The following is a 24,085-nucleotide window of genomic DNA, read 5'->3' on the forward strand; positions in this document are numbered from 1 at the left end:
ATGACACGAACGGTCCGATGCGTCGCCGCCGCGGGTGCGGCGGCGCTGCTGGCCCTCGTCCCGGTGACCGCCGGGGCGGGGGCCGCCTCCAAGAAGCCGGTCAAGAAGACGGTCGACATCTTCGACAACTACTACGAGTCCGCCAAGCTCACGGTCCCGGTCGGCTCGACGATCACCTGGAAGTGGCCGGTCGACACCGGCGACTCCCACGACGTCACCCTCAAGAAGGGGCCGAAGGGCGTCAAGAAGTTCCAGTCCGATGTCGCGGCGGCGGAGTACAGCTACAAGCGCAAGCTCACGAAGAAGGGCAGGTACCACATCATCTGCTCGCTGCACGACGAGATGTCGATGGACATCACAGTGAGGTGATGCGGTGATGCGGTGATGCTCTAGCATCAACGCATGCGCACCACGCTCGACATCGACGCGGACGTGGTCGCCGCTGCTCGGGAGCTCGCGGCGGCCGAGCGGCGGTCGCTCGGCTCGGTCATCTCAGAGCTCGCACGCCGCGGGCTCAGCCCGGCCCGGGTCGAGTCTGGCGGCGACCTCCCCGTCATCCGCGTGCCACTGGGCACCGCGCCGATCACCCCCGAGATGGTCCGCCGCGCCCTCGACGAGGACTGACTCGCGCGGTGGCTCTGCTGGACGTCAACGCGCTCGTCGCGCTGGCGTGGGACTCGCACGTGCATCACGCGGCGATCCGCCGATGGTTCGCCACGAATGCCGCCGCCGGTTGGGCGACCTGCCCGGTGACGGAGAGCGGGTTCGTGCGCGTCTCGTCGAACCGGCGAGCGCTGCCGAGCGCGATCGGAGCCGAGGCGGCCCGGGGGGTTCTCGCGGCGATGCGCACCGTGGAGGGCCATCGGTTCGTCCCCGACGACGTCTCGGTGACGGACCCGGACGTCCCGCCGCTGCACGGTCACCGGCAGGTCACCGACGCCCACCTCCTCGTTCTGGCGCGGCGCAACGACCTACGCGTGGTGACGTTCGACGCCGGTCTCGCGGCATTGGCGGAGGGTCGCGGCGTGGAGTTGCTGACGGTCCTCTGAGCCGTTGCGGGACGCTGGTCAACGAGCGCTCGACGCTGGTACAATGAGGCTCACGCCGCGGGGTGGAGCAGTCTGGTAGCTCGTCGGGCTCATAACCCGAAGGTCGCGGGTTCGAATCCCGCCCCCGCTATACGGAAGCCTCCCTCTCGCCAGGGGGGCTTTCGTGCTTTGTGGGCAGGTAGCGGGCGCGGAACAGGGCATCAACGCGGCATCAATTCTTCGCCGCGGCGTCAGGTAGCGTCCGCTGCGCACGACCCGGCGTCGATCGACGTTGCAGTCGCAGACCATGTTCGACGTCTCCACACTCAGCAGCTTCATCGGCCGCCGCGTCCTCCTCCGCGGTCAGTTCGTCGGTCCTGTGACGCTCGACGGCGTCGAGGATCTCGGCGGTACGTTCAGCCTGCGGGTTCGCCTTCCCGACGGGGCGCTGCGAGAGACGGTGCTCGATTCAGAGGAGCTCAGCGACGGCTCGTCGTTCGAGGTGCTCGGGGAGGCGATGAACCTGGTCAACGGCGGCGACCTCTTTGACCTCGTCGAGGCCCAGCGGATCGAGCACGCCTACGCCCATGATCCGAACTTCGCCGTCTCGATGTCGGGCGTGCGGGGTCTGCCGCACCAGATCGAAGCGGTCTACCGGCACATGCTGCCCCAGCCGCGGCTGCGCTTTGTCCTGGCTGACGACCCGGGCGCCGGCAAGACGATCATGGCGGGGCTGCTCCTCAAGGAGCTGCGCCTGCGGTTGGTCGCCGATCGCGTCTTGATCCTCTGTCCCGCGCCGCTGACCGTGCAGTGGCAGGACGAGCTGCACGACAAGTTCGATGAGCGCTTCATGCTCATCGACTCGCACCTGGTCAGGTGGCAGCTGGGCGAGTCGCCGTGGCAGGAGCACGACCGGTGCATCGCGTCGATCGACTTCGCCAAGCGGGACGAGGTGCTCCCAGATTTGCTCCGCGCCGAGTGGGACCTGGTGGTCATCGATGAGGCGCACAAGTGTTCGGCTGCCTCCTACCCCAAGGTTCGTGACGGGGGCGACGAGCTCGACCGCACCAAGCGCTACACCTTGGCCGAGGAGCTCAGCCGGCGCTGCGAGCGTCTGCTGATGATGACGGCGACGCCGCATTCAGGTGACCGCAGCCGCTTCTACAACTTCCTGCGGCTGCTCGACCCCGACCAGTTCGCCGTCGACGAGCTGGCGGCCGAACAGATCCGCAATACCGACTCTCCGTACTTCCTGCGGCGTGAGAAGGACGATCTCGTCGACGAGTACGGCGGCAAGCTCTTCGTCGAGCGCGAGGTCGTCACTCAGCCCTTCGACCTCGGGAGGGCAGAGCTTGCGCTGTACGAGGCGGTGACGGAGTACATCCAGCATTTCCTCGGGCCTGCCGGCGGCGGCCGCGGCAACGCTGTGGCTCTGGCCCGCACCGTCCTGCAGCGCCGCCTCGCTTCGAGCCTCGGCGCGATCCGCTCCTCGTTGCGAAAGCGCGCCGACCGCATCTCGGCGCGTCTGATGGAGCTCGAGGCGCTGCCGCCCGCGGAGCGCGCGCGGCGCCTGCGTGAGCTCAAGCTCGCTGAGCCGCTCGCCGACGCCGAGCAAGACGAGGATGACGCGACCGAGGCAGAAGAAGACCTCGCCGCCGAAGGGGTCGTGGTGGCTGAGTCGCTCGACCAGATGCGCGTCGAGATCTCCGCGCTCGAGCGACTCGTCGTGCAGGCCGACCAGACCATCCGCGGCGGGGAGGAAGCCAAGCTCGTCGCGCTCCGCGAGTGCCTACAGAAGGCAGAGCTCGCCGAGCTGACCGAGGACGGCCGCGGCAAGCTGCTGATCTTCACCGAGCATCGCGACACCCTCGACTACCTGGAGCGCAATCTGCGCGACTGGGGCTACAGCACCTGCGCCATCCACGGCGGCCTGCCGCCGACACAGCGCAAGGTCGTCCAGCAGGAGTTCCACCAGAGCAAGCAGATCTGCATCGCCACCGAGGCGGCCGGCGAGGGGATCAACCTGCAGTTCTGCCACCTGATGATCAACTACGACCTGCCGTGGAATCCGGTCCGCCTCGAGCAGCGCATGGGTCGCATCCACCGCATCGGCCAGCAGTCGAAGTGCGTCGTCTTTAACTTTTGCGCCACGAACACCGTCGAGGGGAAGCTGCTCTCGCGGCTGCTGGAGAAGCTCGAGCTTATGCGCATCGACCTCGGCGACAAGGTCTACGACGTCGTCGGGCAGGTGCTCACCCAGGGCGGCCTGGACTTTGAGCGGCTGCTACGTGACGCGATGATCGAGCCCGAGCGCGTCGACGCGGCAGCGCGGGAGATCACCGCACTCGATCCCGAGGCTTACGCGGCCTACGAGCGCGACATCGGCATCGCGCAGGCCACCCGCAACGTCGATGTCACCTGGGTGCGCAAGCGCGACTGGCGCTCGGACGAGCGGCGTCTGATGCCCGAGTTCGTCGAGCGGCTCTTCGGACGAGCCGCCGACCACGTTGGACTGCGGCTGGAGGACCGCCGTGACGGTGAGCACCTCCTGCGTGCTGAGCATGTTCCCCGCTCGCTGCGGGACGATCGGCTGAGCTCGGTGCAGCGGCTAGGACCGCCGCAGGATCGCTACCTGAAGATGACCTTCCGTAAGGAGGCGCGCGCCAGCGCGCAGCACGAGGACGCGGTGCTGCTCTCGCCAGGGCACGAGCTCTACGGCGCGAGCATCGAGAAGATGCGCGAGCTGCTGCGCGGCGCCGACGGAGGCCTCGCTCCGTTCGTGGCACCTTGGGCGCGTGAGCCGTATGCGATCCACTTCTTCACCTACGTCATCCAGGGCATGGACTTGCGCGGCCGACCCGAGCAGGCGTGGGCCGAGCTGGTCGCCGTGGTCGAGGACCAGGATGGTCCACAGCTCGTTTCGCCCGACGTCCTGCACGACCTCACGCCGATTGACTACGTGCCCCGGGCGCTTGAGTCCCCCGACCCCGAGGCATTGCGCCGCGCGGCAAACCATGTCCGGTCTGTCGTGCAAACCGCCAAGCGCCGCGAAGTCAGCCGGGAGCGGGCCGAGCAGGCCCGGCTGCGCGCGGACTACCTGCGCCAGGCGATGGACGCGCAACGCGACGCACTACGCCAGCGCTACGAGCTCCTGGAAGAGCGCGTGTACCGCGGCGAGGATGCGGCGCGCTTCGCCCGCGACCGCGCGGAGGTCGCCTTGGAGGATCTCGAGCGCCGCCGGGAGTCCAAGCTCGCCGCCTTCGAGGGGCTCGGCGTCGTTCGCCCCGGCACCGTCAGCCACATCGGCACGGCGCTCGTCGGCCCGCCCGAGCAGCCCGAAGAGCGCGAGGCGACGCGATCGATGCGCGAGGACGACACGGTCGAGCTGGCCGCGATCGCAGCCGCCGAGCGTTATGAGCGCGAGCACGGCCGCGAGTGGGAAGACGTCAGCCACTTCCGCGACGGACGCGGCTTTGACGCCCGCTCGTGGACCGAGCCGCCCGACGGCCGCGTCACCGACGTGCGCCGCATCGAAGTCAAGGGCCGCTCGGCCGCGCACGGCGACGTCTCGCTGTGCAACACCGAGTGGATCGCCGCCCACCGTCACGGCGAGTCATTCTGGCTGTACGTTGTCTACAACGCGGGACAACAGGGGGAGCGGCTCGTGCGAATCCAAGATCCGGCACGGGCGCTCGCTGGCGAGGTCGAAGAACGTCAGCAGGTCGTCACGTGGCGCATCCCCGGAGCTGCGATCGAGGCAGTCGCGTGAACATCGAGGACCAGCGCCTCATCGAGGACTACATCCCGGTCGAGGCGATCAGCATCGTTGCGCAGCGCGAGAAGATCGGCCACGCGGCGCTGCACCCGCGCAAGCTGCACCTGTGGTGGGCGCGCCGCCCACTCGCGGCAGCGCGGGCCGCCGTCTACGCGACCCTCGTCCCGGTCGAGGGGACGCCGGACAGCGAGCGCTCCGACGACTTCTTCGTCTCGTTGTGCCAGTGGGGCGCGAGCGACCAAACAATCGCTGAGGCCCGCCGACGGGTGCTGGCCGCTAACGGCGGCGTGCCGCCGAAGGTACTCGACCTCTTTGCCGGCGGCGGCGCGATCCCGCTCGAGGCCGCGCGGCTGGGTTGTGACGCGACTGCGGTGGAGCTCAACCCCGTCGCGCACCTCATCGAGCGCTGCACTCTGGATTACCCGCAGCGCTTCGGGCCCGGCTTGGCCGATGACGTCCGCGAGTATGGCCGCCGCTGGGTCGACCGCACCTGGGACCGTGTCAGCCATCTCTATCCGCGGGTCGTCGACCCCCAGGGCGAGCAGCAGCGCCTCGGCGAGGACCCGACCGCCGACCGCGTCGCGGGACGACCGATCGCCTACCTGTGGACGCGCACCGTTCCGTGCCCGAACACCGCGGGCGGCGCCCACGAGATGCCGCTTGTGCGCCAGACGTGGCTGGCGAAGAAGAAGGGGCGCTTCGTTGCGCTCAAGCCGGTGGTCGACCGCCCGGCGCGCTCGGTGTCCTGGGAGGTCGTCGAGGCCGCGTCGTCCGAGGCGCTCGGCTTCGACCCGGCTGGCTTCTCTAGCCGTGGCAAGGCGAGCTGCCTGGTGTGCGGCGCGACCGTCGACGCGAAGGACGTCAAGGCGCTCGGCCTCAACGGGAAGATGGGCATCACGCCGCTGGCAGCGGTCGTAGTCAAGCCGAGCGGTCGCGGTCGGGACTACCTACCGGTGGGAACTTATGAGCAGCCGTCGGCTGCGGAATGTGAGGCAGTGCTCGCGGGGCTGGACGTGACGCCACCGGAGGAGTCGCTCCCGCAGGAGCTGACCGGCGGGATGTGTACTGCGTACGGCTTGGGGCGCTTTCAAGATCTCTTCACCCCGCGACAGCTCGCGACGCTCTGTGCCTTCGCGCAAGGGGTGCGCGAGGCGCACGCGGAGATGCTTGTCGAAGGAATGGAGCCGCAGCGGGCGGGGGCGGTCTGCGCGTCCCTCGGGATGGCGCTCGATCGCGTCGTACTCCGGAGCAGCACCATGTCCCTCTGGGACAACGGAAACCTGTCGGTGACAAACGCGATGAGCCGGCAGGCGCTACCAATGGTGTGGGACTTCGCCGAAGCAAATCCTTTCGGCGGCGGAGCTGGACAGGCCATCGAATACGTCGAGAACACTGCCGACATACTGGAAGCACTCGCAAGTGCGAGCCGTCGGGTCGAATGTCACCGTACGTCGGCAACCCAGCTCCCAGACCATGACAGCACGTTTGACGCGGTCATTACCGATCCGCCGTACTACGACTACATCGCTTACGCTGACCTTTCGGACTTCTTCTACGTGTGGCTGAAACGTGCAGTCGGCTTCCTCTTTGAAGACGAGTTCAGCGGCGAGCTAACGCCGAAGCGCCGCGAGGCAATCGTTGCGCCGTACCGCCATCACGGCGACAAGGCTGCCGCGCGGGCGTTCTACGAGGAAGCAATGGCCAACGCCTTCTTGGAGGCGCACCGTGTTCTCAAGCCGGGGGCGCCCCTCGTTTGCGTGTACGCCCACAAGACAACCCTCGGTTGGTCGGTTCTGATAGAGGCGCTGCGACGGGCGAACTTCACGATTACCGAGGCGTGGCCGCTCGATACCGAGATGACGTCCGCTTTGAAGGCGAGGACCGCCTCCCTCGCCTCCTCCATCTTCCTCGTCGCCCGTCGCCGCGACGACGAGACAGCTGGCGCCTACCACGAAGTCGTCGCCGAGCTCGACGGCGTTATCGAGGAGCGTCTCGAGCGGCTCACGCAGGCGGGGGTCTCGGGGTCCGATCTCGTGATCGCGACGATCGGCGCGGCGCTGCGGCCGTTCACCCGGCACGCGAGCGTGGAGCTTCCCTCCGGAGAGCCGGTCGCGGCCGAAACGTTCCTCACCGATGTGCAGACGCGGGTGCTTGACGCGGTGCTTGCCAAGGTCCATGACCTCGGCGCGGACGTCGGGGCGATCGACTCCGCGACGCGGTACTACGTGCTCTCGCGCACGATGTTCGGCTGGGCCGACATCGACTTCGACGAGGCCAACAACCTCGCGCGCACCGCGGGGGTGGAGCTCAAGGACACGCTGGCCTCCGGGCCTCACTCGCTGGCGGATGTCAAGGGCAAGGCCGTGCACCTGCGCGACTTCGAGGAGCGCGGCGCTGACGCCGACCTCGGGCTCGCCGGCACGCCGCTGATTGACGTGCTGCACGGCGTCCTTTGGCGTGCCAACCATCGGGTCGTCGATCTGCCCGACTACCTCGCCCGGGTTCGCCCGGACACCGACCGCCTGCGTGCCGTCGCGCAGGCGCTGCAGGGTAAGGCGCTGCGCGATGAGGGTGAGTCCAAGGCGCCGGAGGCGCAGGCCTGCGAGCGACTGCTCGGCTCTTGGCGCACGCTCGTTGAACGCAACCTGGAGGGCCGCCTATGAGTCCGAGCCCTGCCTACGCGCTGCGACCCTGGACCGACGTCGTGCGCCCGCACGACGACATCCGTTCGGGGGACCTCGCGCTGGGCACCTACGCCGCGAATCTCGCGCAAGTCGCGATGACGCAGGAAGCCGCGCCGGTCTACGGGGATGCGGAGGCGTTCTTCGCAGCGACGTATTTCACTCCGACGATGTGCGGCCTGCTGGCCGATGTCTTTGGGGCGCTGAGCGGCCAGCGCGGCGACCGCGTCGTGCAGCTCAAGACGCCTTTCGGGGGCGGCAAGACCCACTCGCTGCTCGCGCTCTTTCACCTGGCGCGCTCGCGCGCGGCGGCCGCGTCGGTGCCCGAGCTCGACGGAATTGCCGACCCGGGTGAGGTCCGCATTGCCGTGCTCTCGGGCGAGTACCTCGACCCCGCGCGCGGGCGCGAGGTCGAGGGCCGCGTCATCCGCACCCTGTGGGGGGAACTAGCCTTCCAGCTCGGCGGCTGGCGAGCCTACGAGCGGCTGCTCGTCGACGGCGAAGAAGGCCCGCCGCCGGGCGGGCAGCGGCTCGGAGAGCTTCTCGCGGGCACGCCGGCGCTTGTGCTGCTCGACGAGGTGCTCGTCTACGCGGCCAAGGCGAAGTCGCTGCGGCTCGGCGACTCGACCATGGACCGTCAGGTCCTGCTCTTCGTCCAGCATCTCACCGAGGCCGTCAACCAGCAGCAGCACACAGCGCTGGTCTACTCCCTGCAGGCCAGCGTTGGGGAAGCGGTTGGCGAGGAGGGGCTGCTCGAGGCGCTAGAGAAGATCGCCGGACGTATCGACGAGCGTCGTGAGCCGGTCTCCGGCGACGAGGTGCTCCGCGTGGTCCAGCGCCGACTGTTCGCCGACGTGGGTGATGACGATGTGCGTTCCGAAGTCGCGCGCGCCTACGGCGACCTGCTCACCGCGCAGCTGGCTGCGGCCGCCGAAACCGACGGCGATCGCCAAGAGGCCGCTGCAGCAGGGCGCGGCCTGGAGCAGCGCATCCTCGAGTCATATCCGTTCCACCCCGAGTTGCTGGATCTCATGTTCCACCGCTGGGGCTCGTTGCCGACCTACCAGCGCACGCGCGGCGCGCTGCAGTTCCTCGCCACTGTCGTGCACGCCCTGTGGGCCAAGCGCTCCGAGCGCGAGCCACAGCCCCTCATCGGACCGGGCGACGTGGACCTGGCCGACGAGGGCTCCCGGCTGACGTTCCTCGAGCAGGTCGGCGCGACAAACCAGTACGCCTCGGTGGTCCAGGCCGACTTTCTGGCAACCGATGCGGGCACCCGGCGGATCGACGAGCGGCTCGGGCGCGACGCGCCGGGCCTTGAGCGTGCGCGGGTCGGGACACGGGTGGCCACGGCGATCATGCTGCTCAGTTTCGGAGCTCGCGAAGGGGCCGAGCGTGGGGCGCTTGAGCGTGACGTGCTTGAAACCTCGCTCGCCCCGGGCCTGGACCGCAACGTGCTCCTCGGGGCCCTCGAGGGGCTGCGCGGCGAGGCGCTGCTTTTCCTCCACCACGTCGGCGGTCGCTACCGTTTCGAGCCGCAGCCGAACCTCAACCGGCTCATCCAGCAGGAGACCGCCAATGTCTCCCGCGAGTCGGTGCAGATTCACGTTCGTGCGCGCCTCGAAGACGTGCTCGGCGCTCGAGGGGCGAGCCGCCACGTCGTGCTGTGGCCTGACGGCCCCGGCCAGGTTCCCGACGAGACCGAGGCTTTCCAGGTCGTCTACCTAGCCGCGGACTGGTCGCCCGCCCAGGCTGCGCTCTCGCGCTACGTCCTGGAGAGCGCCAGTGGCCCGCGTGTGGCGCGCAACGCGCTCGCGTTCGTGGAGCCGGCATCGGGGCGTTTCGACGATGCCCGAGCCGCCGCGCGCCGCGCACTTGCCGTCGAGGCCCTCCTAAGCCAGGGCAGCCGCGTTGGGCTCAGCGGCGAGCAGAAGGAGGAGTTGAGGGAGCGTTTGCGCGTCGCCGAGCAGGAACTTCGCGCAGCTCTTGGGCAGGCATACACCCGCGTGCATGTCCCGCTGGGGCTCGCCGACGACGGCACCGTGCGCTTCGCCACGCGCGATCTTGGGACGATCCTCTCCGGCGGGCGGTCCCTCCACGAGCGTGTCCGAGAGGCGTTGCAGACCTACGTCGCGGATGAGCTCTTCCCGACGAAGATCGCTGCATTGGCCGACCTGAGCGACGAACGAGAATGGCGCTGGGTGAGCGAGGTGGCCCACGCGTTGCCGAGGTTCTTCGAGGCGCCGAAGGTTTGGAACCAGGACGCGCTCACGACGGGGGTGATCAAGGCGGTCGCCCAGGGCGCGCTTGGTTACGTCGCGGGGGCTCAGGAGCGGGACGGCGCGCTGTTCGCGCCTTCGACAGGCTCGGTGCGCCTCCGCGAGGACCTGGATCCCGGAAGTGTCGGGCTCGGCGAGGGCTGTGCTCTGCTGCGCGTGAGCCTCGCCGAGCGACTCCGTTCGCCATCGCCTCCCGACGCCCGACCCCAGAACGACCCGCCTGCGCCACAAATCGGCCGGCCGGATCAGCTTCCGATTGAGGTGGCGCCCGGCGGCGATGCGACTGGACTGGCGCTGAGCATTACGGCAACTGAGGACGATCTCTTCACGCTCAGCCAGGCACTCGGCAAACTCCGCGGCCTGCTCGGAGAGGGCGGGACGATGGGCCTGCAGATCGAGGTACGTTCGGCGACGTCAGGAGAGGCCATCGACCGTCTCAAGGCCCGCAACACGGTGGTGGAGCCGCTCGAGGAGAACGATGGCGTAACGCTGAGTTGGCAGTGGACAGGGCAGACGCGCTGAGCCGCTCCGTGTGCTGTTTGGAGCAGTAGGACCTTGGTGGCGGGCGCCTCGCCGGGTGATAACGCGGGGAGGTCGTGCCCTCGCTCGGTGCGGACTCGCACCCGCGCCGTGATGTTGTCGTGCGCGACAGTGCTGGTGGGGGCTCCCTCGTCTGTCCCGTCGCGGGATAGGATCCACCCTTGCCGCGAGGCCGGTTTCTCGGCGCCCGACCGGACTACTCGGCGAACCGCGGAGAAACGGCTGCGTAACATCTGGCGATGCCGATAGAACCGAGCGACCCGCTGCGCAGCACTGCGGAGAAACAGATCGGCGTGTCCATCCCCGTTCCGCTGGATTCGCGCTTGGACGCACTGGTCCGTCGCGTTATCGACGCTGGCGAGCGCACCTCCCGCAAAGAGCTTCTGGCCGCGCTGCTGCTCGAAGCGTCAGAGGATCCGGAACGCCTCACGCGCGCCTTGCGGCAATACCGGAGCTCAGAGGCAGCCGATGCGGTGATCGCAGGCGACGACGTCCAGGCTTACCTTGAGCCGCTGGAGCGCAAGCCTGGCCCGCGCCCGTATCGACTCGCTTGAGCAAACGCCGCGTCCGCTCAGGTGCGTGCCGGCAGCGATGGTTGTTGGGCCTCGGCAGACCGCCTGACCTGACGCAGAAGTCGGCTCGTCGGCAGCTGCCCATACTCGCCCAACTAGACATATGTTAGAAATAGGTCTATGTCTACAATGAGGAATCAGCGCCGCAGTGGGTGCGTCACCGGCGCCGAAGATGCTAGTTCATGCCGGCAGCTTGCGGGCGAGGCGTACGGGTGGTCGATCGAGCTGGCGATGTTCGCCTGTGCCGCCGACGCGATGGCGCGAGAAACGTCGGAGCGCGCTGCGCAGTCCGCCGCCGAGTCGTTGTCTCGTCAGCTATCCGCGTTGTCGGAGGCGGTGGTTCATTCAGCGCTCAGGAGGTAGCTAGTCGCGGTCGCGCTGGACCTCGGAGAGGAGCCTGTCGAATGGGACGCGGTCGTGGCGCGGGTACTTCTGACGCGCACCATGATCGTCGATCCACCCGCGCTCGAAGCGTTCGAGGCGCAAGCGGTTGCGGTGTTTCAGTTGCTGGGGCGACCAGTCCGCCTTCTTGGGAGCCGCGCCGTAGGTGTCCCACCACGCGTGGATCGCCGCCTTGACGTAGGCGTCGGTGTACACGAAGTCGGAGCGTCTCGCGCGTCCGGGCTTGCGGAGCGTGGGCTGGTAGTTGAGGCGCCGTGAGAGCTCTGCCTCGCTGATCCCGAGCCTGCTTGCAACCTCGAACCGGATCTGGCCGTGGTGCTCCGGTGGCCACTCAGCACGTAGATGTTGCTCGAGTGCTCGAGCCTCGTCGGCGAGCTGCTGACGCCGCGTGGCGACTTCGTCTTCCCACGGAATCCGCCTGGCCACGGGCCGCGAAGGATGACAGGAACGTAGGAATGTAGGAGCGCAGGAACAGGGATGAGCTTGCAAGACGCATGTGCGCCGCCTCGGCAGCGTTCGGCGCATGGACGAACTACGAGCGCCTCAAACGAACCCGGAGCGACTCCTCACGGCGGAGGAGGTGGCCGAGCGCCTTGGCATGACGGCGGCATGGGTCTATGAGCAGAGCCGAAACGGACGCATTCCGACCGTCCTGCTCGGTCGTTACCGCCGATATCGGCGCGAGGCGATCGACGACTGGATTCGCCACGTGGAACACGGCGCGGCGCCCGGCCGCACGAGGGCGCGATGAGTCCGTCGGAACCTCCCGGAAAGCCGGGGCAGCTGGTCGTGCCGCAGAGGGCCCGCGCCGGGAGTTCACCGTCTCGGCCCACGCTTCGTCCGCGGGAGGTCGCGTTGGTGCTTCAGGTGTCGGTCGACCGGGTGCTTCGTCTTCCCGCCGATGGCGTTCTGGCCAACATCTCTAGCAAGTACCAGCCGCGCTTTGAGACCGATGAGGTGTGTCGGCTGGCGGAGCGGATGGTCGCCGCCGGCCAGCTGAGGCCGCTCGCGCTCTGGGTCGCCCGACTACTTATCGACGGCCAGGTCGAGGCGCCGCGTCTCGCGCGCGACCAGATCCCTCCGCTGCCGGTCGAACAGCTGCAGGACGAGGTCTGATGATGGCCCGCTGTCGAAGTGTCCGTGGCGCTCAGGAGCTCACCCTCTTTGGCATGGATGGTTGGGATCCCAGCACACCAGATCGTGCAGAGGAACCAGAACCACGAATGCTGAGGAACTTGCCTGATACCTCCGCCGGCGGTGCGGCTCCTGACTTGCCGCTCGTCGCGCTCTCCCGGCTGGTCGGAACGATGAACGGCAGGTCCGGTCGCGTTTGGCACATGGTCTGCCACGTCGCGGTCGCGTACGCCACCACAGGGTTGTTCACCGCAAGCGGGGAGTTGGAGCCGGCACCGTTCGCGGACCTTCCTGGCGGCCCGTGGCCGGACGGTCCGACGGCGCTAAAGCGACTGGGCACCGACCTCGCCACGGTCCGTCGCAGTTATCGCCTCCTGGTCCACCAGTCCGGCCCATTGGCGACGTTGAGCGAGGAGTTGGTCGCCGAGATCGTCCCTCGGCGCCTGTGGCCGGTCATCTCGCGCATGGCCCAAGACGGGCCGGAGGTGTTCGCCCGGCGCGCCGACCGATCGCTGGAGACGTACGCACTAACGACCGTCGCCGGTAACAAGCGCCGTACGGCCGGCCCGCCGTCCATCGAATCAGTGCGCACGCGCGCTTACGCGTTCCGCCGACTCGCCGGCATCTTCGTCGAGCTCAACCAGACCACCGACACGTACCCCGAGCTCGCTGACTGGACGCGACGTTCTGGCATCGCTGTGCCCAAGCCGCCCGCCGTCGTTCGGCGTGAGGTCCGCGCACCACGACTGGAGGTGGTGCGCACGACCTGGGCCGATCTCGACCGGCGTGTACGCAAGTTCCTCAGGATCGACGCGGGCGACGACCTCTTCGACGCGGTTAACGCGATGCCTGACTACCGCCTGGTCGCCGGCGGGCTGTACTTCGATCTTCGGCGACTGGTCGCGCTGGAGCTGTTCGTGCTTCTGGGAGGGCGCCTGGATGCGATCCGCCGCCTCAACAAGAGCGATCTCGTCCTCGACACGATCGGACCTGCGCCTGACCACCGGCACGGCGCCGTGCTGCTTCTGCGCCCGGGCAAGACGCTCGACGAGAACGTCATTCGTCGCAAGCCTCTCCCGCAGCAGACGACCCGGCTTCTGCAGGCGTGGCTTCTGTACCTCCGCCGTCACCGATCGGCTGTGTACTACGCCGATGCGCGGCGTGTGAACCCCCGCCCCGAGTCACCGGACCTGCCGGCCGATCACCCGCTTCTGGTCGCTCGTCAGCAGACGCTCTCACGCTGGGACACCTCCGCGCTACGCGTCATGTTCTCCGGCCAGCCATCAAAGCGCGGCCGAAAGGGCGGGACCAAGGCGCTCATTCCCCGCGACGGAGGCTGGGCACCTGATCTGCCCGTCGAACTCCGCGCCTACGTCGGCTACACGCCCCACGAGTTTCGACGCCTGGCCCTGCAGCTTGCCGAGCGCGCTGGCGCGATGTGGGACCGGGAGCACCCTTCGGGCGCGGCGCAGACGCGCCTCGAGCCCGGGATGTACGGCAGTGCCCTACTTGACCACGCACCGCCCGGCAATCCCTTGCGAAATCTGTACGCGGATCGCCACCAGGAGGACCTCTACGAGTTGCTCTCCGGCCGGGCGATCGAAGGCATCCGACGTCTGCTGACCGGTCCAGAAGGCGCCCGGCGGCGCCCCGATCGCAAACGGCTGGAGGCCCTCGCGCAGCGGCTTCGACTCGTCGACGCCGAGATCGCTCGCTTGCATGAGCGAGCCGAACGCCTCGCCGCCCGCGCGGCGCCAGGTAGCGCCCACATGCTGTCCGCGGGTCGAGACTCCGATGATGAGGACCCGAGTGACCGGCAACTGTTGGAGGCCCTCGTCGCCGGCCAGCGCGACGGCGCCGCCCAGATGTTTGAGCAGATGGACCGGCTCCGCATCGAGCAGGCAGAGTCCGGTCGCCTGCTCTACGAGCAGTCCGCTCTATACGAAATCCGCCAGCGTGTCCGCGAGGAGCTGGACGCCCTCTGGCACAACGAGACGCGATGGGAGATCGTGCCTGACGACGCGCCGCCCGGCGCAGAGACCATCGACTTCACGCTCGACGACATCCTGGCGGGCGCGGATCTCGCGCCCGCTCCGAGCCTCGTAGCTCCGACGCTCACCCCGATACGCGACTGGCTGCTGGTCGTCGAGCTCGCGGAGGTCGCGCAGATCGACCGAACGACCGTCGCTCGCTATCTGCACGGGCAAGCGCTCCCGCCTCGCCGCGACGCACGCCCGTGGGAACCATCGGCCATCCCGATGGACCGCTCACTCGGGCGGAGCTATCGACGCATCTGGATCCCAGGAGTCAACACCGAGTTCTGGCGAACAGAGGCGATGAAGCTGAGGCTCGCCGTCGCCCTGTCGTCCTGGCCAGCAGGCCCAGGCTGGACCAGAAACGGGCAACCGACCCGGCGCTGCACTGCGCCTCTGCATCTTCCGCCCGGATTCGCCTCCGGCGCTCAGCCGACCGGGCACAGCGACGTAGCGACGCTGCTACCGGCGAACGGCCGCTGATGTCCCGCCGGCCATATGGGACCGGCTCGCTCTTCCAGCGAGGCTGCAACTGGTACGGCCAGTGGCGCGTGGATGGTCGCCTCGTCAAACGCAAGGTCGGACCGGTCCGCACAGCTGGCACGAGCGATGGGCTGACGCGCGTCCAGGCCGAACGCCGGCTCCGGCAGCTCACCCAAGCCACGAAGGTCGCGGCGAGCCACGAGCGCCTTTCGATCGCCGTTGCGGCCGAGGCCTACCTCACCCATCTCGACGAGGTCCTGGGCCGCAAGCCCACAACCTTGCAGGACTACCGCAGCATCCTGCGCCGCCACGTGATCCCCTTCTACGGCGACGTTAAGCTAGATCGCCTCAACGCAGCACAGGTCGCCGGATACCTGGCAAGTCGGCGCCGTGCGGGACTCGCCCCGAAGACGGTGGTCAACCACGCGAACTTCCTGCACGGGTTGTTCGGCTTCGCTGTGCGGCGAGGCTGGATGCCGTCCAATCCCGTCGAGGCGCTGGACAAGCCTCGAGCCCCAGATCGCGGCGGTGAGGTGCGGTTCCTGTCGGCCGATCAGCTGGATCGCTTGATCAGCCATGTTCGGGCGACGAAGTTCGCTGAGGTCGACCGGGCGATCCTGGTGACGGCCGCGCAGTCCGGCCTCCGCCAGGGCGAGTTGCTCGCCCTCCGCTGGAGAGACGTGGATCTCGAGGCGCGCGTCCTGCGGGTCCGGGAGAGCTTCACCCGTGGGCGTTTCAGCTCACCGAAGTCCCGCCATTCGACGCGGGCTGTGCCAGTGTCGGCACGAGTCGCACTGGCACTCAGCAGGTTGGCACAGGTATCGGCGTTCACGGCGCCCGAGGACCTCGTCTTCGCGCACCCTGAACTTGGCTCGGTGCTCGACAGCTCGGCGCTGCGCAAGCGCTTCACGGCGGCCCTCAAGGCGGCCGGCCTGCCGCACATGCGGTTTCACGACCTGCGCCACACGTATGGAACGGCCATGGCGGCAGCTGGGACACCGATGCGAATGCTGCAGGAGTGGATGGGGCACGAGAGCTACCAGACGACGCTCATCTACGCCGCGTACGCGCCCGACGCATCGCACGGCTTGAAGTTCGTCGAGCGCGCTTTCGGTCGCTCAGCGGATTCCGGCGAGGAGCTCTGAGGGGGGAACCCCGAGGGCGCGGGCGATCACGACGATCGTCGCGAGCCTCGGATCCCGGCCGGCCCGCTCGAGCAGGCTGATCTCGGTGCGGTGGAGGTTGCATGCGTCTCCGAGAGCCTCTTGAGAGAGCCCGAGAGCGAGTCGTTTGGCACGCAGGTTCGCGGCGAATCGCTCCCGCGGCGACATCGGCTCGATGCTCGCGGGAGGTAGACGAAAGCTCTACAGACAAAACCTCTCGGTCCGGATAATGTGCCGACGCATGGGTGCCCGAACGATGCTGAGGCGTCGCACCGAAAGGCGAGCGTTCTTCAGGCACCAGCGAGCGCATCTCGAGTACATCCCGGCGTTCAGCGGACTGCATGAGGAAGAGCAGGACCTTCTGTTTCAGCTCGCGGGCCGAGCGGCGGCCTCCCCGGTGACTGCGCTCAAGAGGGTGGCCCGCTTCCTTTGGCGTGAGCGCTACCTGCATGTGGTGCCGCAGGACGCCGACGCATTCGCGCTTCTTGTGTCTGCAGCCGCTCTCCTTGAGCTCGACCCGTCCGGGGGCCGGCGGCGACTCGAGAACGGGTCGTACCGGTACCACCGCGCACTCAGTGCATGGTGGTGGTCGATGACTCTGAAGAATCGCGCTCGACAGCAACGCGACGTCGACGCGGTGCGAACGGCGGCGCAGGAGCTCGTGGACTGGCTCAGAGCCGGCGTGCCCGCGGCCAACGATCCACCGGTCATCGCACACGCTCGACTGCTTGTCGACCCTGACGGCAACTGGCTCTCGAAAGCCGGCTACCGCAGCAGCGGGAGCCGGGCGCGGCTGGTCCGCTCGCTGCTCTGGCAGGTCGAGCCTGTAGACCTGGTCACCGGTGAGCCGATGATCGGGATCAAGTTGGTCGAGGCCAGCGGATCCAGCCGGCGCCAGCTCGTACAGGTCGAGCGCGAACACGAGCACCATGTATTCCCGCGCAGCTGGCTCGTGAAGCGGCCACCGATACGAGCCGGCGGCGACGTCGACCAGCCTGCGAACCTTGCGTTGCTGTCGCCGGCGACGAACTCGTGGATCTCGGACCGCGGCCCGGCTGATTACGTCACGTCGCTTGACAAGGCGTTCGGCCCAGAGCACGTAGACCGCATTCTGGCCACGCATCTGCTGGACGGAGCGCTCCTGCGAGAGAATGCGTTTGCCGACCAGATGACCGCCCGTGCCGACAGACTCGCTGCGATGGCTCGACGCATCCTTGATCCTCGGGAACTTCACGTCGTGCAGCCGGTGAAGGAGTGGCCGCGCGATGTCTGAGCCATCGCGGGATCTGGTGTTCTCCGACCTGGTCGAGGCTTGGGCTCGTGTTCGTGATCCCCGGATGCAGGGTTCCCTCGCCTACGAGTTCTACGAGGTGATGGCCGACACGTTCGGATGCGATCTGCGTCGTGTGCCGAACCCGCCGCCCGTTGCCCCGGAGTGGCTGGGCGGTGCCATCGAGAGGATTGAGCGGCGCTACGGAGGGCGCTATCCGACCCGCTGGGCGCGGAGGGTCCATGAGTTTGTCGTGCGGTATGCCGAGCCGCGCCACGGCACGCGCAATCCATTCGCCCGGTTTCTCGAGATGGACGACGTCACGAGGGCGATCCGCGATCGCGACCCGGGCATCGATCTCACGACGCCCGCTGGCCGCTTGCGATGGGAGGCGGTGATCGCGGGCCTCTTCGCAGATCTGTATCCCGAGGCGGCGGCAAGAACGGTCTCGTGGCAACAGGTTTATGAACTCGGCTTCGCCACCAAGGGCGGGAAGCTCACATGCGGTTGGTATCGCGAGGACGGGCCGCCCTGGGCGGCCGCTCCTGCTGCATCGAGTGGCATCGAGAGCGACGGTGACGGCGACGCCCGGGTTGCCGAGCAGGCGGCGCCTCCGTCGCCCGAGGCGGCCGCGCTTCTCGACCGGAGCTGGCGCGGCCATGAGCTCTGGCAGGACTGGGTGGACGGTCGCATTCCCGGCTTCCCGGACGACGACTCCGCGCTGCTGGACGCGCAATCCGGGCTGCGCCGCTGAGCTGGGGCGACGAAGCGGCTTTCCAAGCCGCCCAGTTGCTGCTTCGTTTCGTCGAAAGCAGCCGTGATCCGCTCGACGCCGAGCAGCGCCGCGTGTCCTCCGTCCGCTGGAACGTGAGAGGGAAGACGGTGTGTCCGAGTTGTGGCCAGCGGAGCGCGACACCGGCGGCGCTTGGTAAACGCTGCGTCGTATCCCACATCACCGGAGCGCGGGAGCTGTTCGCTGCCGCCGACTCTCCCGTCGTCTGCAGCTACGGAAGCAGCCGGTCGTGAGGACCGTGCGCGCCATGAGCCGCGAGACGTCGGCGGGGTCTGGGTCGAGCGCCACCATCACCGTTCCGGCATCGAGGTGAAACAGCGATCGTTGGGCTGATCGAAGCCAAGCGGGTGTGCCTTCGCGGATCGGACAAATGTTCGTCAATGAGGCCAACTCGGCTTGTGCCTGGGCTGTGGTGATGCCGGGCTTGACACGCTCCCGGTATCGCTGGACGGCGTGATCGGTGATGCGGATCATGACCGACCGACCATTGTGCAAGCAGCCCTCGGCGATCACTGCTCCTCCAAACGCAGGTCGACGCGATAGCGGCCCTGATTGTTGTCCCGTCGGTCTGCTTGCGAAAGACGCTCCTGATCGGCTGCGCAAGCGAGCAGAAGTCGGCGCCGCACGGGCGTGAGTGCCTGCCACATGGCCAACAGGTCGCGTAGTTCTCGCTCGGCCTCCCGGCCGCCCAGCGTCAACAGCGAAACCGCCCATTCGGAGACGCCTGGCCCAAAGAACATGCCCTGCGCGGCGATATCCCGTCGACCGTCGTGACGAGACCCCTCAATGATCTCAGCTGAGGTCCTCAGGACGTCAAGAACCTCGCGCCACCCGACGGTCAGGCGGTCGAACTCTTCATCCGTGATGTGCCCCGCCATGTACAGCAGCGGCTCGGCTGGCTTGCCGAGCGCTCGGGCGATCGACAGTAGGAAGTCCGTGGACGGCTTGCGGATCTCTTGTTTCTCGACCCGACTGATCTGGCTCGCCGTCACGTCGGCTCGCCGCGCCAGCTCGCGGATCGACAAGTCGGCGTCTGTGCGCGCCGTGTGGACCATCAGCGCCAAGCTCGTCGCGTCTTCATCTAGACCGGCTTCGTTGATTCTCATGATCTGCAACATATTGCGTTGCATTTGATAATGCAACATAGTCCGTTGCACCCGACGCACGTCGCTCACACCGATTCAGCGGCTAGGCGCTTGGCGGACCGGGCTAGGGCAGTCCGTCAGCTCACATCAGGCAGCCGTGGCTTGCACGCGGATGAGACAGCGACGATCGGCACGGCGACCCGCTGCGATCGAGTTCATGATTGGCAGGGCCTCCGCGCAGATCTGGGGCGTGCTTGAGGACAACCAGAGCGATCTACCGAGATCCGGCATGGGGAGGCCCGGGCGGAGCATCCACGCGGTCGCCTGACCTAGGTGAGCAGCGGCGTGCTGTCACGTGGCGGTGGCGCGCTGCTCCTCGTCGTCCGGAAACGACAGCCGCTCAGCCATCATCCCGGCAGCGCGCGCCGCATTACCATCCAGCGACAGCGAACTGATCTGCACGGGCAGTTCGCCTCCGTCCCGCGCCTCCCGCCGCGTCTCTCGCCCGGCTGTCGGCGCCTGCGCGGCGTCAGGGCTCGCCGCTCGTAGTCCCCTTTACGGATTACGGCGGTTTGCGGCAGTTTTGTGTCGTGCCGGCCGCACGGCATGGAATCATGTGTTTCGTGCTCACGAGGGCGCGGCTGCCCGCCGAGCAGTCCAAGGGAGATAAACGAGAAAGGAGGGCCCGGATGGCCAGTCCCAATGGCGGTCACCACCGCTCCGCCATTGCCGGGCGCAACGTGACGTTCGCATGGCCGCCGGAGTCCGCGCACGACCGTGTGCGAGGCGACCGGCGGCAGCAGCCGGTCGTCCGGTGGCACGAGTTACGCTCCGCAATTAGCGCGCGGTACGTGACCGCCGCCTCAAGTTCTACGGACTACGGGACATCCTCGCGGCTAACGCCGTCCGTATCAATCGGGCGTCGCCGGGGTGGCAGGGCCCCGTGACGCCCATATTCGAGGCTGGCGGCTGACTGCCTACCCGCGCCACGGAAGGGAGGGCACCGATGCCCCAGATCTCTATGACGACGTTCCTCGACTACATTGCCGCCACCGGGACGACCCGGCTGCGACGGATCTCGGACGCCAAGAAGCACTACGGTCAGGAGTACAACCCGGCGACCGACTTTTACGGGCCGCTCCGGAAGCGGATCGTTCAGACCTTCGAGGACGGCTGGGACCCCAACAAGTTCGACGTGCTCCTCGCCGAGGTCACCGACCCCAAGAAGCACGATCTGTACGGGGCGTGCCGCAACGGGTTGCGCAAGTGGGCCGGCGTGTCGGGCAAGAAGACGATCGTCTGGCAGGCGCCCAAGAAGGTGATCTGGAAGAGCGGCGACCTGGAGGTCAATGTCAGCCCGGAACTCTGGGTCGCCGTCGACGGCGGGCCGGAGATCATCAAGCTCTACTTCAAGTCCGATAAGTTGACCCAGCACAAGGTGAACCTGTCGCTGCGTCTGCTGGAGACCACGGTCGGCGGCAACGGCACCGCCGTCGGCATCCTCGACTTGCAGCGCGGCAAGCTGTTCCAGCAGACCACCGAGCCGCCGGACGGGATCGACCTCCTCCTCCAGAGCGAGGCAGCCGGGCTGGCGACGCTCTGGAACTCGCTCCCGTGACGCGGGGCTTCAGAACCCGCGGCAATGTCATCGGTGGAGGGGGTTAGTTCGCAACTTTCTTGCTGGGCGGGCGGCAAACCTGCGCCGCCCGCCCGGACGCCATCCTCGCTAGACCACGACGCGCAGGTCGGGCGGTCCGCTCGTTGTCGGTGCCATCGCGTGTGCGCGCCCACGATCCGACGCCAGCGTGAGCCCGAATACGGCCCGGTTCAGTTCCTCCACTGGGACCCTGAGTTCGCGAGCGACGTCCCGACGACTCACACCCTCCCCCTTGAGGGTCTGGAAGACCTTCGGCAGGATCTGCGACGTCTCCCGCTCGATGCCCCGCGGTTCGCCGGCCCGGTAGCCCCGCTGACCGAGCTCGATGTACGTCGAGCGTGCCTGCCAATCGCTGAGCAGGCCGAGGCGATGCATGCGGCGCGCCAGGTTCATCGCCGCGACATTCCACCGACGTTTGGCTCTGATGATCTGCTCCACGCCGCCGCCACGTGGCGCGTCGGCCAGGACGCTGCGCCGCGGCATCAGGAACGCCGAGCCGAACACCTGCGCTTCGTCTTCGGCGCGTCGCCGCCGGGCGCCCGTGCGTGTGCATGACGAGGTGGCCGAACGCGTGGGCTGCGTCCATCCGACTGCGTTCAGCCGTCTTCATGCTGTTGAGGAAGACGTACGGGATCCCGCGCCGCCAGAACGAGAACGCGTCGACCTCAGCGCAGTCCTGCACGAGCGAATACACCCGGACACCGTGCGCCTCGAGCAAGCGGACCATGTTCGGCGCCCGTCGTTCGCCGAGGCCCCAAAGCGCCCGTAGCCCGTCAGCTGCTTGCTCCGGATCGGTGTCCCGCAGATGCGGCAGGTCGGGCTGTGGGAGGTCGAAACGTGCGCGGATCCAGTCATCGAGCTGCAGGGCGATCGTTGCGGCGCCGATCGCCTGGTGGCGCTGGCTCGCGGTCATCGCACTCATCGAGCGGAAGCTCACGCTCTCGACCGGAGGCTCCTCAATGTCCTCACCGACGAAGAACGACATCGGGAACGACAACGCGGCCGCGAGCCGCTCGACGGTCTCGGCGTACGGCTCGCGTTCGCCACGCTCGTACGAGGTGAGCTGCCCGCAAATCAGATTATTTTGGCCATGTAGCCGCACGGACATCTGGCCGGGTTCGCAACTTCGAATCGGATCTGGCCGTGGTGCTCCCGCGGCCACTCCAAGCGGAGTTCTTGCTCGGCTGCTCGTGCCTCGTCGGGGGCGGTCATCTCATCGCGACGCTTCCCGCGGATGACGCGAGCGCACACCACGCGGATCGCTTGGTGCTGGGCGGCAGTTCACCGCCGGGCGCGTGAAGGTGGTGCGGGCCGCCCCGCTTCTGCGTCCCACGGGACGACCATGAAGTGGGGCCCCTTCGACCTCGTACGGCGTCGGCGCGACCGGTGCGGCCGGTTGCGCTGCTTCATGTCGGCGCGGGCTGCGTCGCGACCGGCGTGCAGAGAGACGGCAGTGTCGGGGTCGTCCGAGGCGACGACCGCCCATTCAGGCCTGGGCGGCTCGGCCCGCGAGCGTGGCCGCCCGGTGGACGACAGGCGACCACCTGCGGTGCGCTCGTACATGCGGTCCATGTCGTCTTCGAGATGTCCGACCCGTCCCACGCCCGGGATAATCGCTGCGCGCGTCCGTGTTGGCAACCCAACAGACGTCCAGCGCCGGCCGCTCGGTACCCGTCCAAGCTGCGGCGCTAACCTGCCGGCTGCGCGGCGCTCCGCGCGCTCCGGGAGCATGCCGCTTCCTGCTCCGCGGTCAGCGGCGGCTTGCTCATCGCCACGAGGCTGGCGCTGACCTCCGCTGAAGTCATGGGTGCGAGCCCCCAGTCGCCCAAAGGGACAGTCAACGGTTGCGCTTCCGTGGGATGTCACGTACGCGAGGTGCCAGTGGACGGTGTAGCGGCGCGGTCGGTGCGCCGGGCTGCCGCTCCGCGTCCATTTGCGACAGTGCGTGGAATGCACAGCGGCGCCGCTGCTGCCTCAACGCGAGAGTGGGCCTCCTCGTCTTAGAGAGCCGTATGAAGCTCGCCAGGGCATCCGGGTACCCCCTCCCAACGAACTGATGGGACTGACTCGGTGCAGCGTACACCCGCTACCGGTCGCCCCTTGGCGTTCGAGAAGTGGGGGTGCGACCTTGCATCCATCACCGCCCACACGATTGGATGCGCCGCGTGCGTTACGACGACGTGCCGTGGGATGACCATGCGGCGCTCAAGGAGCTTGCGGGAAGCCGGGACCTGGATCCGCACCCGAAGTTCTGCCCATCCGACCGGTTCGAGCTGGTTCGGATTGTGAACGAACGGCTCTTATCGGTCGATCCAACCGAATACGTGGCTGCGATGCGCATTAGCCGAGTGCACAAGTTCTGGTCGGAGAGAAACCGCGACCCCGCCCTAGCCGCCCACCACACGCACCTACGCCGCGTCTGGCTGTGGGAGGCACTGTGCCGACAGCCTTCCGACGCACACCGCGCCGCGATCCTTAACGCGTTGGGCGAGTGGCGTCCCAGCGCCGATGCGCAGCACGTGGCTGATGACGCGGTGCGTGTGATCGCGGTGTGCACCGTGCCGCACGAGCTGGTGAGGCTCGCCCGGTCGCTACGCGAGGGAGACCCGGCACTGCCACACCTTGCGGTGATCGCCGCACACCGAGCAGTGGCGTACGCCGACATCAGTGCCGCGGGCGACCCGCGCGCCGCCGGCGAACGATCCATGGCCCGCCACTCGCTCGCCGCGTGTCTGCGCAGGACCGACCGCAGCCGTGACGCCGTCGAGCTCGCACGGGCGACTATCGCCGTGCAGTCCGACGGTCCGGTCGGCTGGACCATCTTGACCGGCGCCACCCGCGACCTGCATGGTGGCGCGTCGGCGGTCGAGGTCGTCGACGAGGCGGTCGACCGCATGGGCGTCGAGGTGGCGGCGGCCGACCCGTACTTCGCCTCGGCCGCGGCAGCGGCGTACCGCGCCGCCGGCATGCCCGGCCACGCCGACGCGTGGCAACTCGCTGCCGAGCCCCTGAACGGCCACAGCCAGCCGTCTCGCCAGGAGGCCCTTGAGCGCGCGGGGCAGTTCGCGGCGGTGCTGCGCCAACGCCGGCAGCACGGGGAGGCAGGCCTCATCGAACATCTCGTCGCCCAGGCGCGACGCGCGATAGCACCCGCACCGGGCTGACGGACCTCGGCGCGCCAAGATCGAGA

General features: G+C 68.1%; 21 protein-coding genes, 1 tRNA gene and 1 pseudogene. 17 read left to right on the forward strand and 6 right to left on the reverse strand.

The annotated features are described in order from the left end of the window. From DSM104329_RS05330 to DSM104329_RS05365, 8 genes are all read left to right on the forward strand, one after another. On the forward strand, window positions 1-369 hold the full coding sequence (locus tag DSM104329_RS05330; protein ID WP_259314357.1) for a cupredoxin domain-containing protein: 369 nt from the start codon (window positions 1-3) through the stop codon (window positions 367-369). Window positions 370-402: 33 nt separating this feature from the next. Further along, window positions 403-624: an antitoxin gene (locus DSM104329_RS05335; protein WP_259314358.1), complete on the forward strand. Its 222-nt coding sequence runs from the start codon at window positions 403-405 to the stop codon at window positions 622-624. Between the two features lie 8 nt (window positions 625-632). Next, window positions 633-1,049: a TA system VapC family ribonuclease toxin gene (locus tag DSM104329_RS05340; RefSeq protein WP_259314359.1), complete on the forward strand. Its 417-nt coding sequence runs from the start codon at window positions 633-635 to the stop codon at window positions 1,047-1,049. 56 nt (window positions 1,050-1,105) lie between these two features. Then, a tRNA-Met gene (locus DSM104329_RS05345) sits at window positions 1,106-1,179 on the forward strand. Between the two features lie 141 nt (window positions 1,180-1,320). Beyond that, a complete protein-coding gene (locus tag DSM104329_RS05350; protein ID WP_259314360.1) occupies window positions 1,321-4,797 on the forward strand; it encodes a helicase-related protein in 3,477 nt (1,158 codons plus the stop codon). After that, window positions 4,794-7,466 (forward strand): DUF1156 domain-containing protein, encoded by a 2,673-nt coding sequence (locus DSM104329_RS05355; RefSeq protein WP_259314361.1) that lies wholly within the window; start codon window positions 4,794-4,796, stop codon window positions 7,464-7,466. Before DSM104329_RS05350 ends, DSM104329_RS05355 begins: the two co-directional genes overlap by 4 nt. Continuing rightward, complete coding sequence (locus DSM104329_RS05360; RefSeq protein WP_259314362.1) at window positions 7,463-10,285, forward strand: ATP-binding protein; 2,823 nt, start codon at window positions 7,463-7,465, stop codon at window positions 10,283-10,285. Before DSM104329_RS05355 ends, DSM104329_RS05360 begins: the two co-directional genes overlap by 4 nt. A 257-nt stretch (window positions 10,286-10,542) precedes the next feature. Next, the gene (locus DSM104329_RS05365; RefSeq protein ID WP_259314363.1) at window positions 10,543-10,857 is read left to right on the forward strand and encodes a hypothetical protein; all 315 of its coding nucleotides are present in this window, start codon (window positions 10,543-10,545) and stop codon (window positions 10,855-10,857) included. Between the two features lie 381 nt (window positions 10,858-11,238). On the opposite strand, the gene DSM104329_RS05370 is transcribed toward DSM104329_RS05365, so the two are convergent. After that, window positions 11,239-11,703, reverse strand: a complete 465-nt coding sequence (locus DSM104329_RS05370) for a hypothetical protein (protein ID WP_259314364.1) — start codon at window positions 11,701-11,703, stop codon at window positions 11,239-11,241. 97 nt (window positions 11,704-11,800) lie between these two features. On the opposite strand from DSM104329_RS05370, the gene DSM104329_RS05375 reads away from it, so the two are divergent. From DSM104329_RS05375 to DSM104329_RS05390, 4 genes are all read left to right on the forward strand, one after another. Continuing rightward, a complete protein-coding gene (locus DSM104329_RS05375; protein WP_259314365.1) occupies window positions 11,801-12,028 on the forward strand; it encodes a helix-turn-helix domain-containing protein in 228 nt (75 codons plus the stop codon). 107 nt (window positions 12,029-12,135) lie between these two features. Next, window positions 12,136-12,393 carry a hypothetical protein gene (locus tag DSM104329_RS05380; protein ID WP_259314366.1) on the forward strand — a complete coding sequence of 86 codons (258 nt, stop codon included), beginning with the start codon at window positions 12,136-12,138 and terminating at the stop codon, window positions 12,391-12,393. Window positions 12,394-12,548: 155 nt separating this feature from the next. Further along, window positions 12,549-14,927, forward strand: a complete 2,379-nt coding sequence (locus DSM104329_RS05385; RefSeq protein WP_259314367.1) for a hypothetical protein — start codon at window positions 12,549-12,551, stop codon at window positions 14,925-14,927. Between the two features lie 68 nt (window positions 14,928-14,995). Further along, window positions 14,996-16,072 carry a tyrosine-type recombinase/integrase gene (locus DSM104329_RS05390; RefSeq protein ID WP_259314368.1) on the forward strand — a complete coding sequence of 359 codons (1,077 nt, stop codon included), beginning with the start codon at window positions 14,996-14,998 and terminating at the stop codon, window positions 16,070-16,072. Here the strand turns inward: DSM104329_RS05390 and DSM104329_RS05395 are convergent. After that, window positions 16,046-16,258, reverse strand: a complete 213-nt coding sequence (locus DSM104329_RS05395) for a helix-turn-helix domain-containing protein (RefSeq protein WP_259314369.1) — start codon at window positions 16,256-16,258, stop codon at window positions 16,046-16,048. The two genes, DSM104329_RS05390 and DSM104329_RS05395, sit on opposite strands and share 27 nt — an antisense overlap. Before the next feature lie 73 nt (window positions 16,259-16,331). Here DSM104329_RS05395 and DSM104329_RS05400 point away from each other — a divergent pair, with 73 nt between their 5' ends. Together DSM104329_RS05400 and DSM104329_RS05405 are read left to right on the forward strand one after the other, a co-directional pair. After that, window positions 16,332-17,363 (forward strand): hypothetical protein, encoded by a 1,032-nt coding sequence (locus DSM104329_RS05400; protein WP_259314370.1) that lies wholly within the window; start codon window positions 16,332-16,334, stop codon window positions 17,361-17,363. Then, window positions 17,356-18,114, forward strand: coding sequence for a hypothetical protein (locus tag DSM104329_RS05405; protein ID WP_259314371.1), 759 nt, complete (start codon window positions 17,356-17,358; stop codon window positions 18,112-18,114). Before DSM104329_RS05400 ends, DSM104329_RS05405 begins: the two co-directional genes overlap by 8 nt. Window positions 18,115-18,312: 198 nt before the next feature. Here the strand turns inward: DSM104329_RS05405 and DSM104329_RS05410 are convergent, their stop codons facing one another. Together DSM104329_RS05410 and DSM104329_RS05415 are read right to left on the reverse strand one after the other, a co-directional pair. After that, the gene (locus DSM104329_RS05410) at window positions 18,313-18,627 is read right to left on the reverse strand and encodes a hypothetical protein (RefSeq protein ID WP_259314372.1); all 315 of its coding nucleotides are present in this window, start codon (window positions 18,625-18,627) and stop codon (window positions 18,313-18,315) included. A 35-nt stretch (window positions 18,628-18,662) separates the two neighbouring features. Then, window positions 18,663-19,259 carry a helix-turn-helix domain-containing protein gene (locus DSM104329_RS05415; protein ID WP_259314373.1) on the reverse strand — a complete coding sequence of 199 codons (597 nt, stop codon included), beginning with the start codon at window positions 19,257-19,259 and terminating at the stop codon, window positions 18,663-18,665. A gap of 985 nt (window positions 19,260-20,244) precedes the next feature. Here DSM104329_RS05415 and DSM104329_RS05420 point away from each other — a divergent pair. Then, entirely contained in the window at window positions 20,245-20,856 is a 612-nt protein-coding gene (locus DSM104329_RS05420; RefSeq protein WP_259314374.1) for a hypothetical protein, read from the forward strand. A gap of 108 nt (window positions 20,857-20,964) precedes the next feature. On the opposite strand, the gene DSM104329_RS05425 is transcribed toward DSM104329_RS05420, so the two are convergent. Continuing rightward, window positions 20,965-21,399, reverse strand: coding sequence for an ImmA/IrrE family metallo-endopeptidase (locus DSM104329_RS05425; RefSeq protein ID WP_259314375.1), 435 nt, complete (start codon window positions 21,397-21,399; stop codon window positions 20,965-20,967). A 43-nt stretch (window positions 21,400-21,442) separates the two neighbouring features. After that, window positions 21,443-21,622: pseudogene (locus tag DSM104329_RS29030) on the reverse strand (ImmA/IrrE family metallo-endopeptidase); the annotation flags it as partial. Window positions 21,623-21,676: 54 nt separating this feature from the next. On the opposite strand from DSM104329_RS29030, the gene DSM104329_RS05430 reads away from it, so the two are divergent. After that, a complete protein-coding gene (locus DSM104329_RS05430; RefSeq protein WP_259314376.1) occupies window positions 21,677-21,991 on the forward strand; it encodes a hypothetical protein in 315 nt (104 codons plus the stop codon). Window positions 21,992-23,060: 1,069 nt separating this feature from the next. After that, complete coding sequence (locus DSM104329_RS05435) at window positions 23,061-24,059, forward strand: hypothetical protein (RefSeq protein ID WP_259314377.1); 999 nt, start codon at window positions 23,061-23,063, stop codon at window positions 24,057-24,059. The last annotated feature ends 26 nt before the right edge of the window (window positions 24,060-24,085 follow it).

This window comes from Capillimicrobium parvum, assembly GCF_021172045.1.
Taxonomy (GTDB): Bacteria; Actinomycetota; Thermoleophilia; order Solirubrobacterales; family Solirubrobacteraceae; genus Capillimicrobium; species Capillimicrobium parvum.

Bases quoted from the DNA above. Each gene is read 5' to 3' on its own strand.
- DSM104329_RS05360 (WP_259314362.1), top strand. From the start codon at position 7,463: ATGAGTCCGAGCCCTGCCTACGCGCTGCGACCCTGGACCGACGTCGTG.
- DSM104329_RS05335 (WP_259314358.1), top strand. From the start codon at position 403: ATGCGCACCACGCTCGACATCGACGCGGACGTGGTCGCCGCTGCTCGG.
- DSM104329_RS05365 (WP_259314363.1), top strand. From the start codon at position 10,543: ATGCCGATAGAACCGAGCGACCCGCTGCGCAGCACTGCGGAGAAACAG.
- DSM104329_RS05400 (WP_259314370.1), top strand. From the start codon at position 16,332: ATGGGTGCCCGAACGATGCTGAGGCGTCGCACCGAAAGGCGAGCGTTC.
- DSM104329_RS05420 (WP_259314374.1), top strand. From the start codon at position 20,245: ATGCCCCAGATCTCTATGACGACGTTCCTCGACTACATTGCCGCCACC.
- DSM104329_RS05375 (WP_259314365.1), top strand. From the start codon at position 11,801: ATGGACGAACTACGAGCGCCTCAAACGAACCCGGAGCGACTCCTCACG.
- DSM104329_RS05415 (WP_259314373.1), bottom strand. From the start codon at position 19,259: ATGAGAATCAACGAAGCCGGTCTAGATGAAGACGCGACGAGCTTGGCG.
- DSM104329_RS05330 (WP_259314357.1), top strand. From the start codon at position 1: ATGACACGAACGGTCCGATGCGTCGCCGCCGCGGGTGCGGCGGCGCTG.
- DSM104329_RS05395 (WP_259314369.1), bottom strand. From the start codon at position 16,258: ATGTCGCCGCGGGAGCGATTCGCCGCGAACCTGCGTGCCAAACGACTC.
- DSM104329_RS05405 (WP_259314371.1), top strand. From the start codon at position 17,356: ATGTCTGAGCCATCGCGGGATCTGGTGTTCTCCGACCTGGTCGAGGCT.
- DSM104329_RS05410 (WP_259314372.1), bottom strand. From the start codon at position 18,627: ATGATCCGCATCACCGATCACGCCGTCCAGCGATACCGGGAGCGTGTC.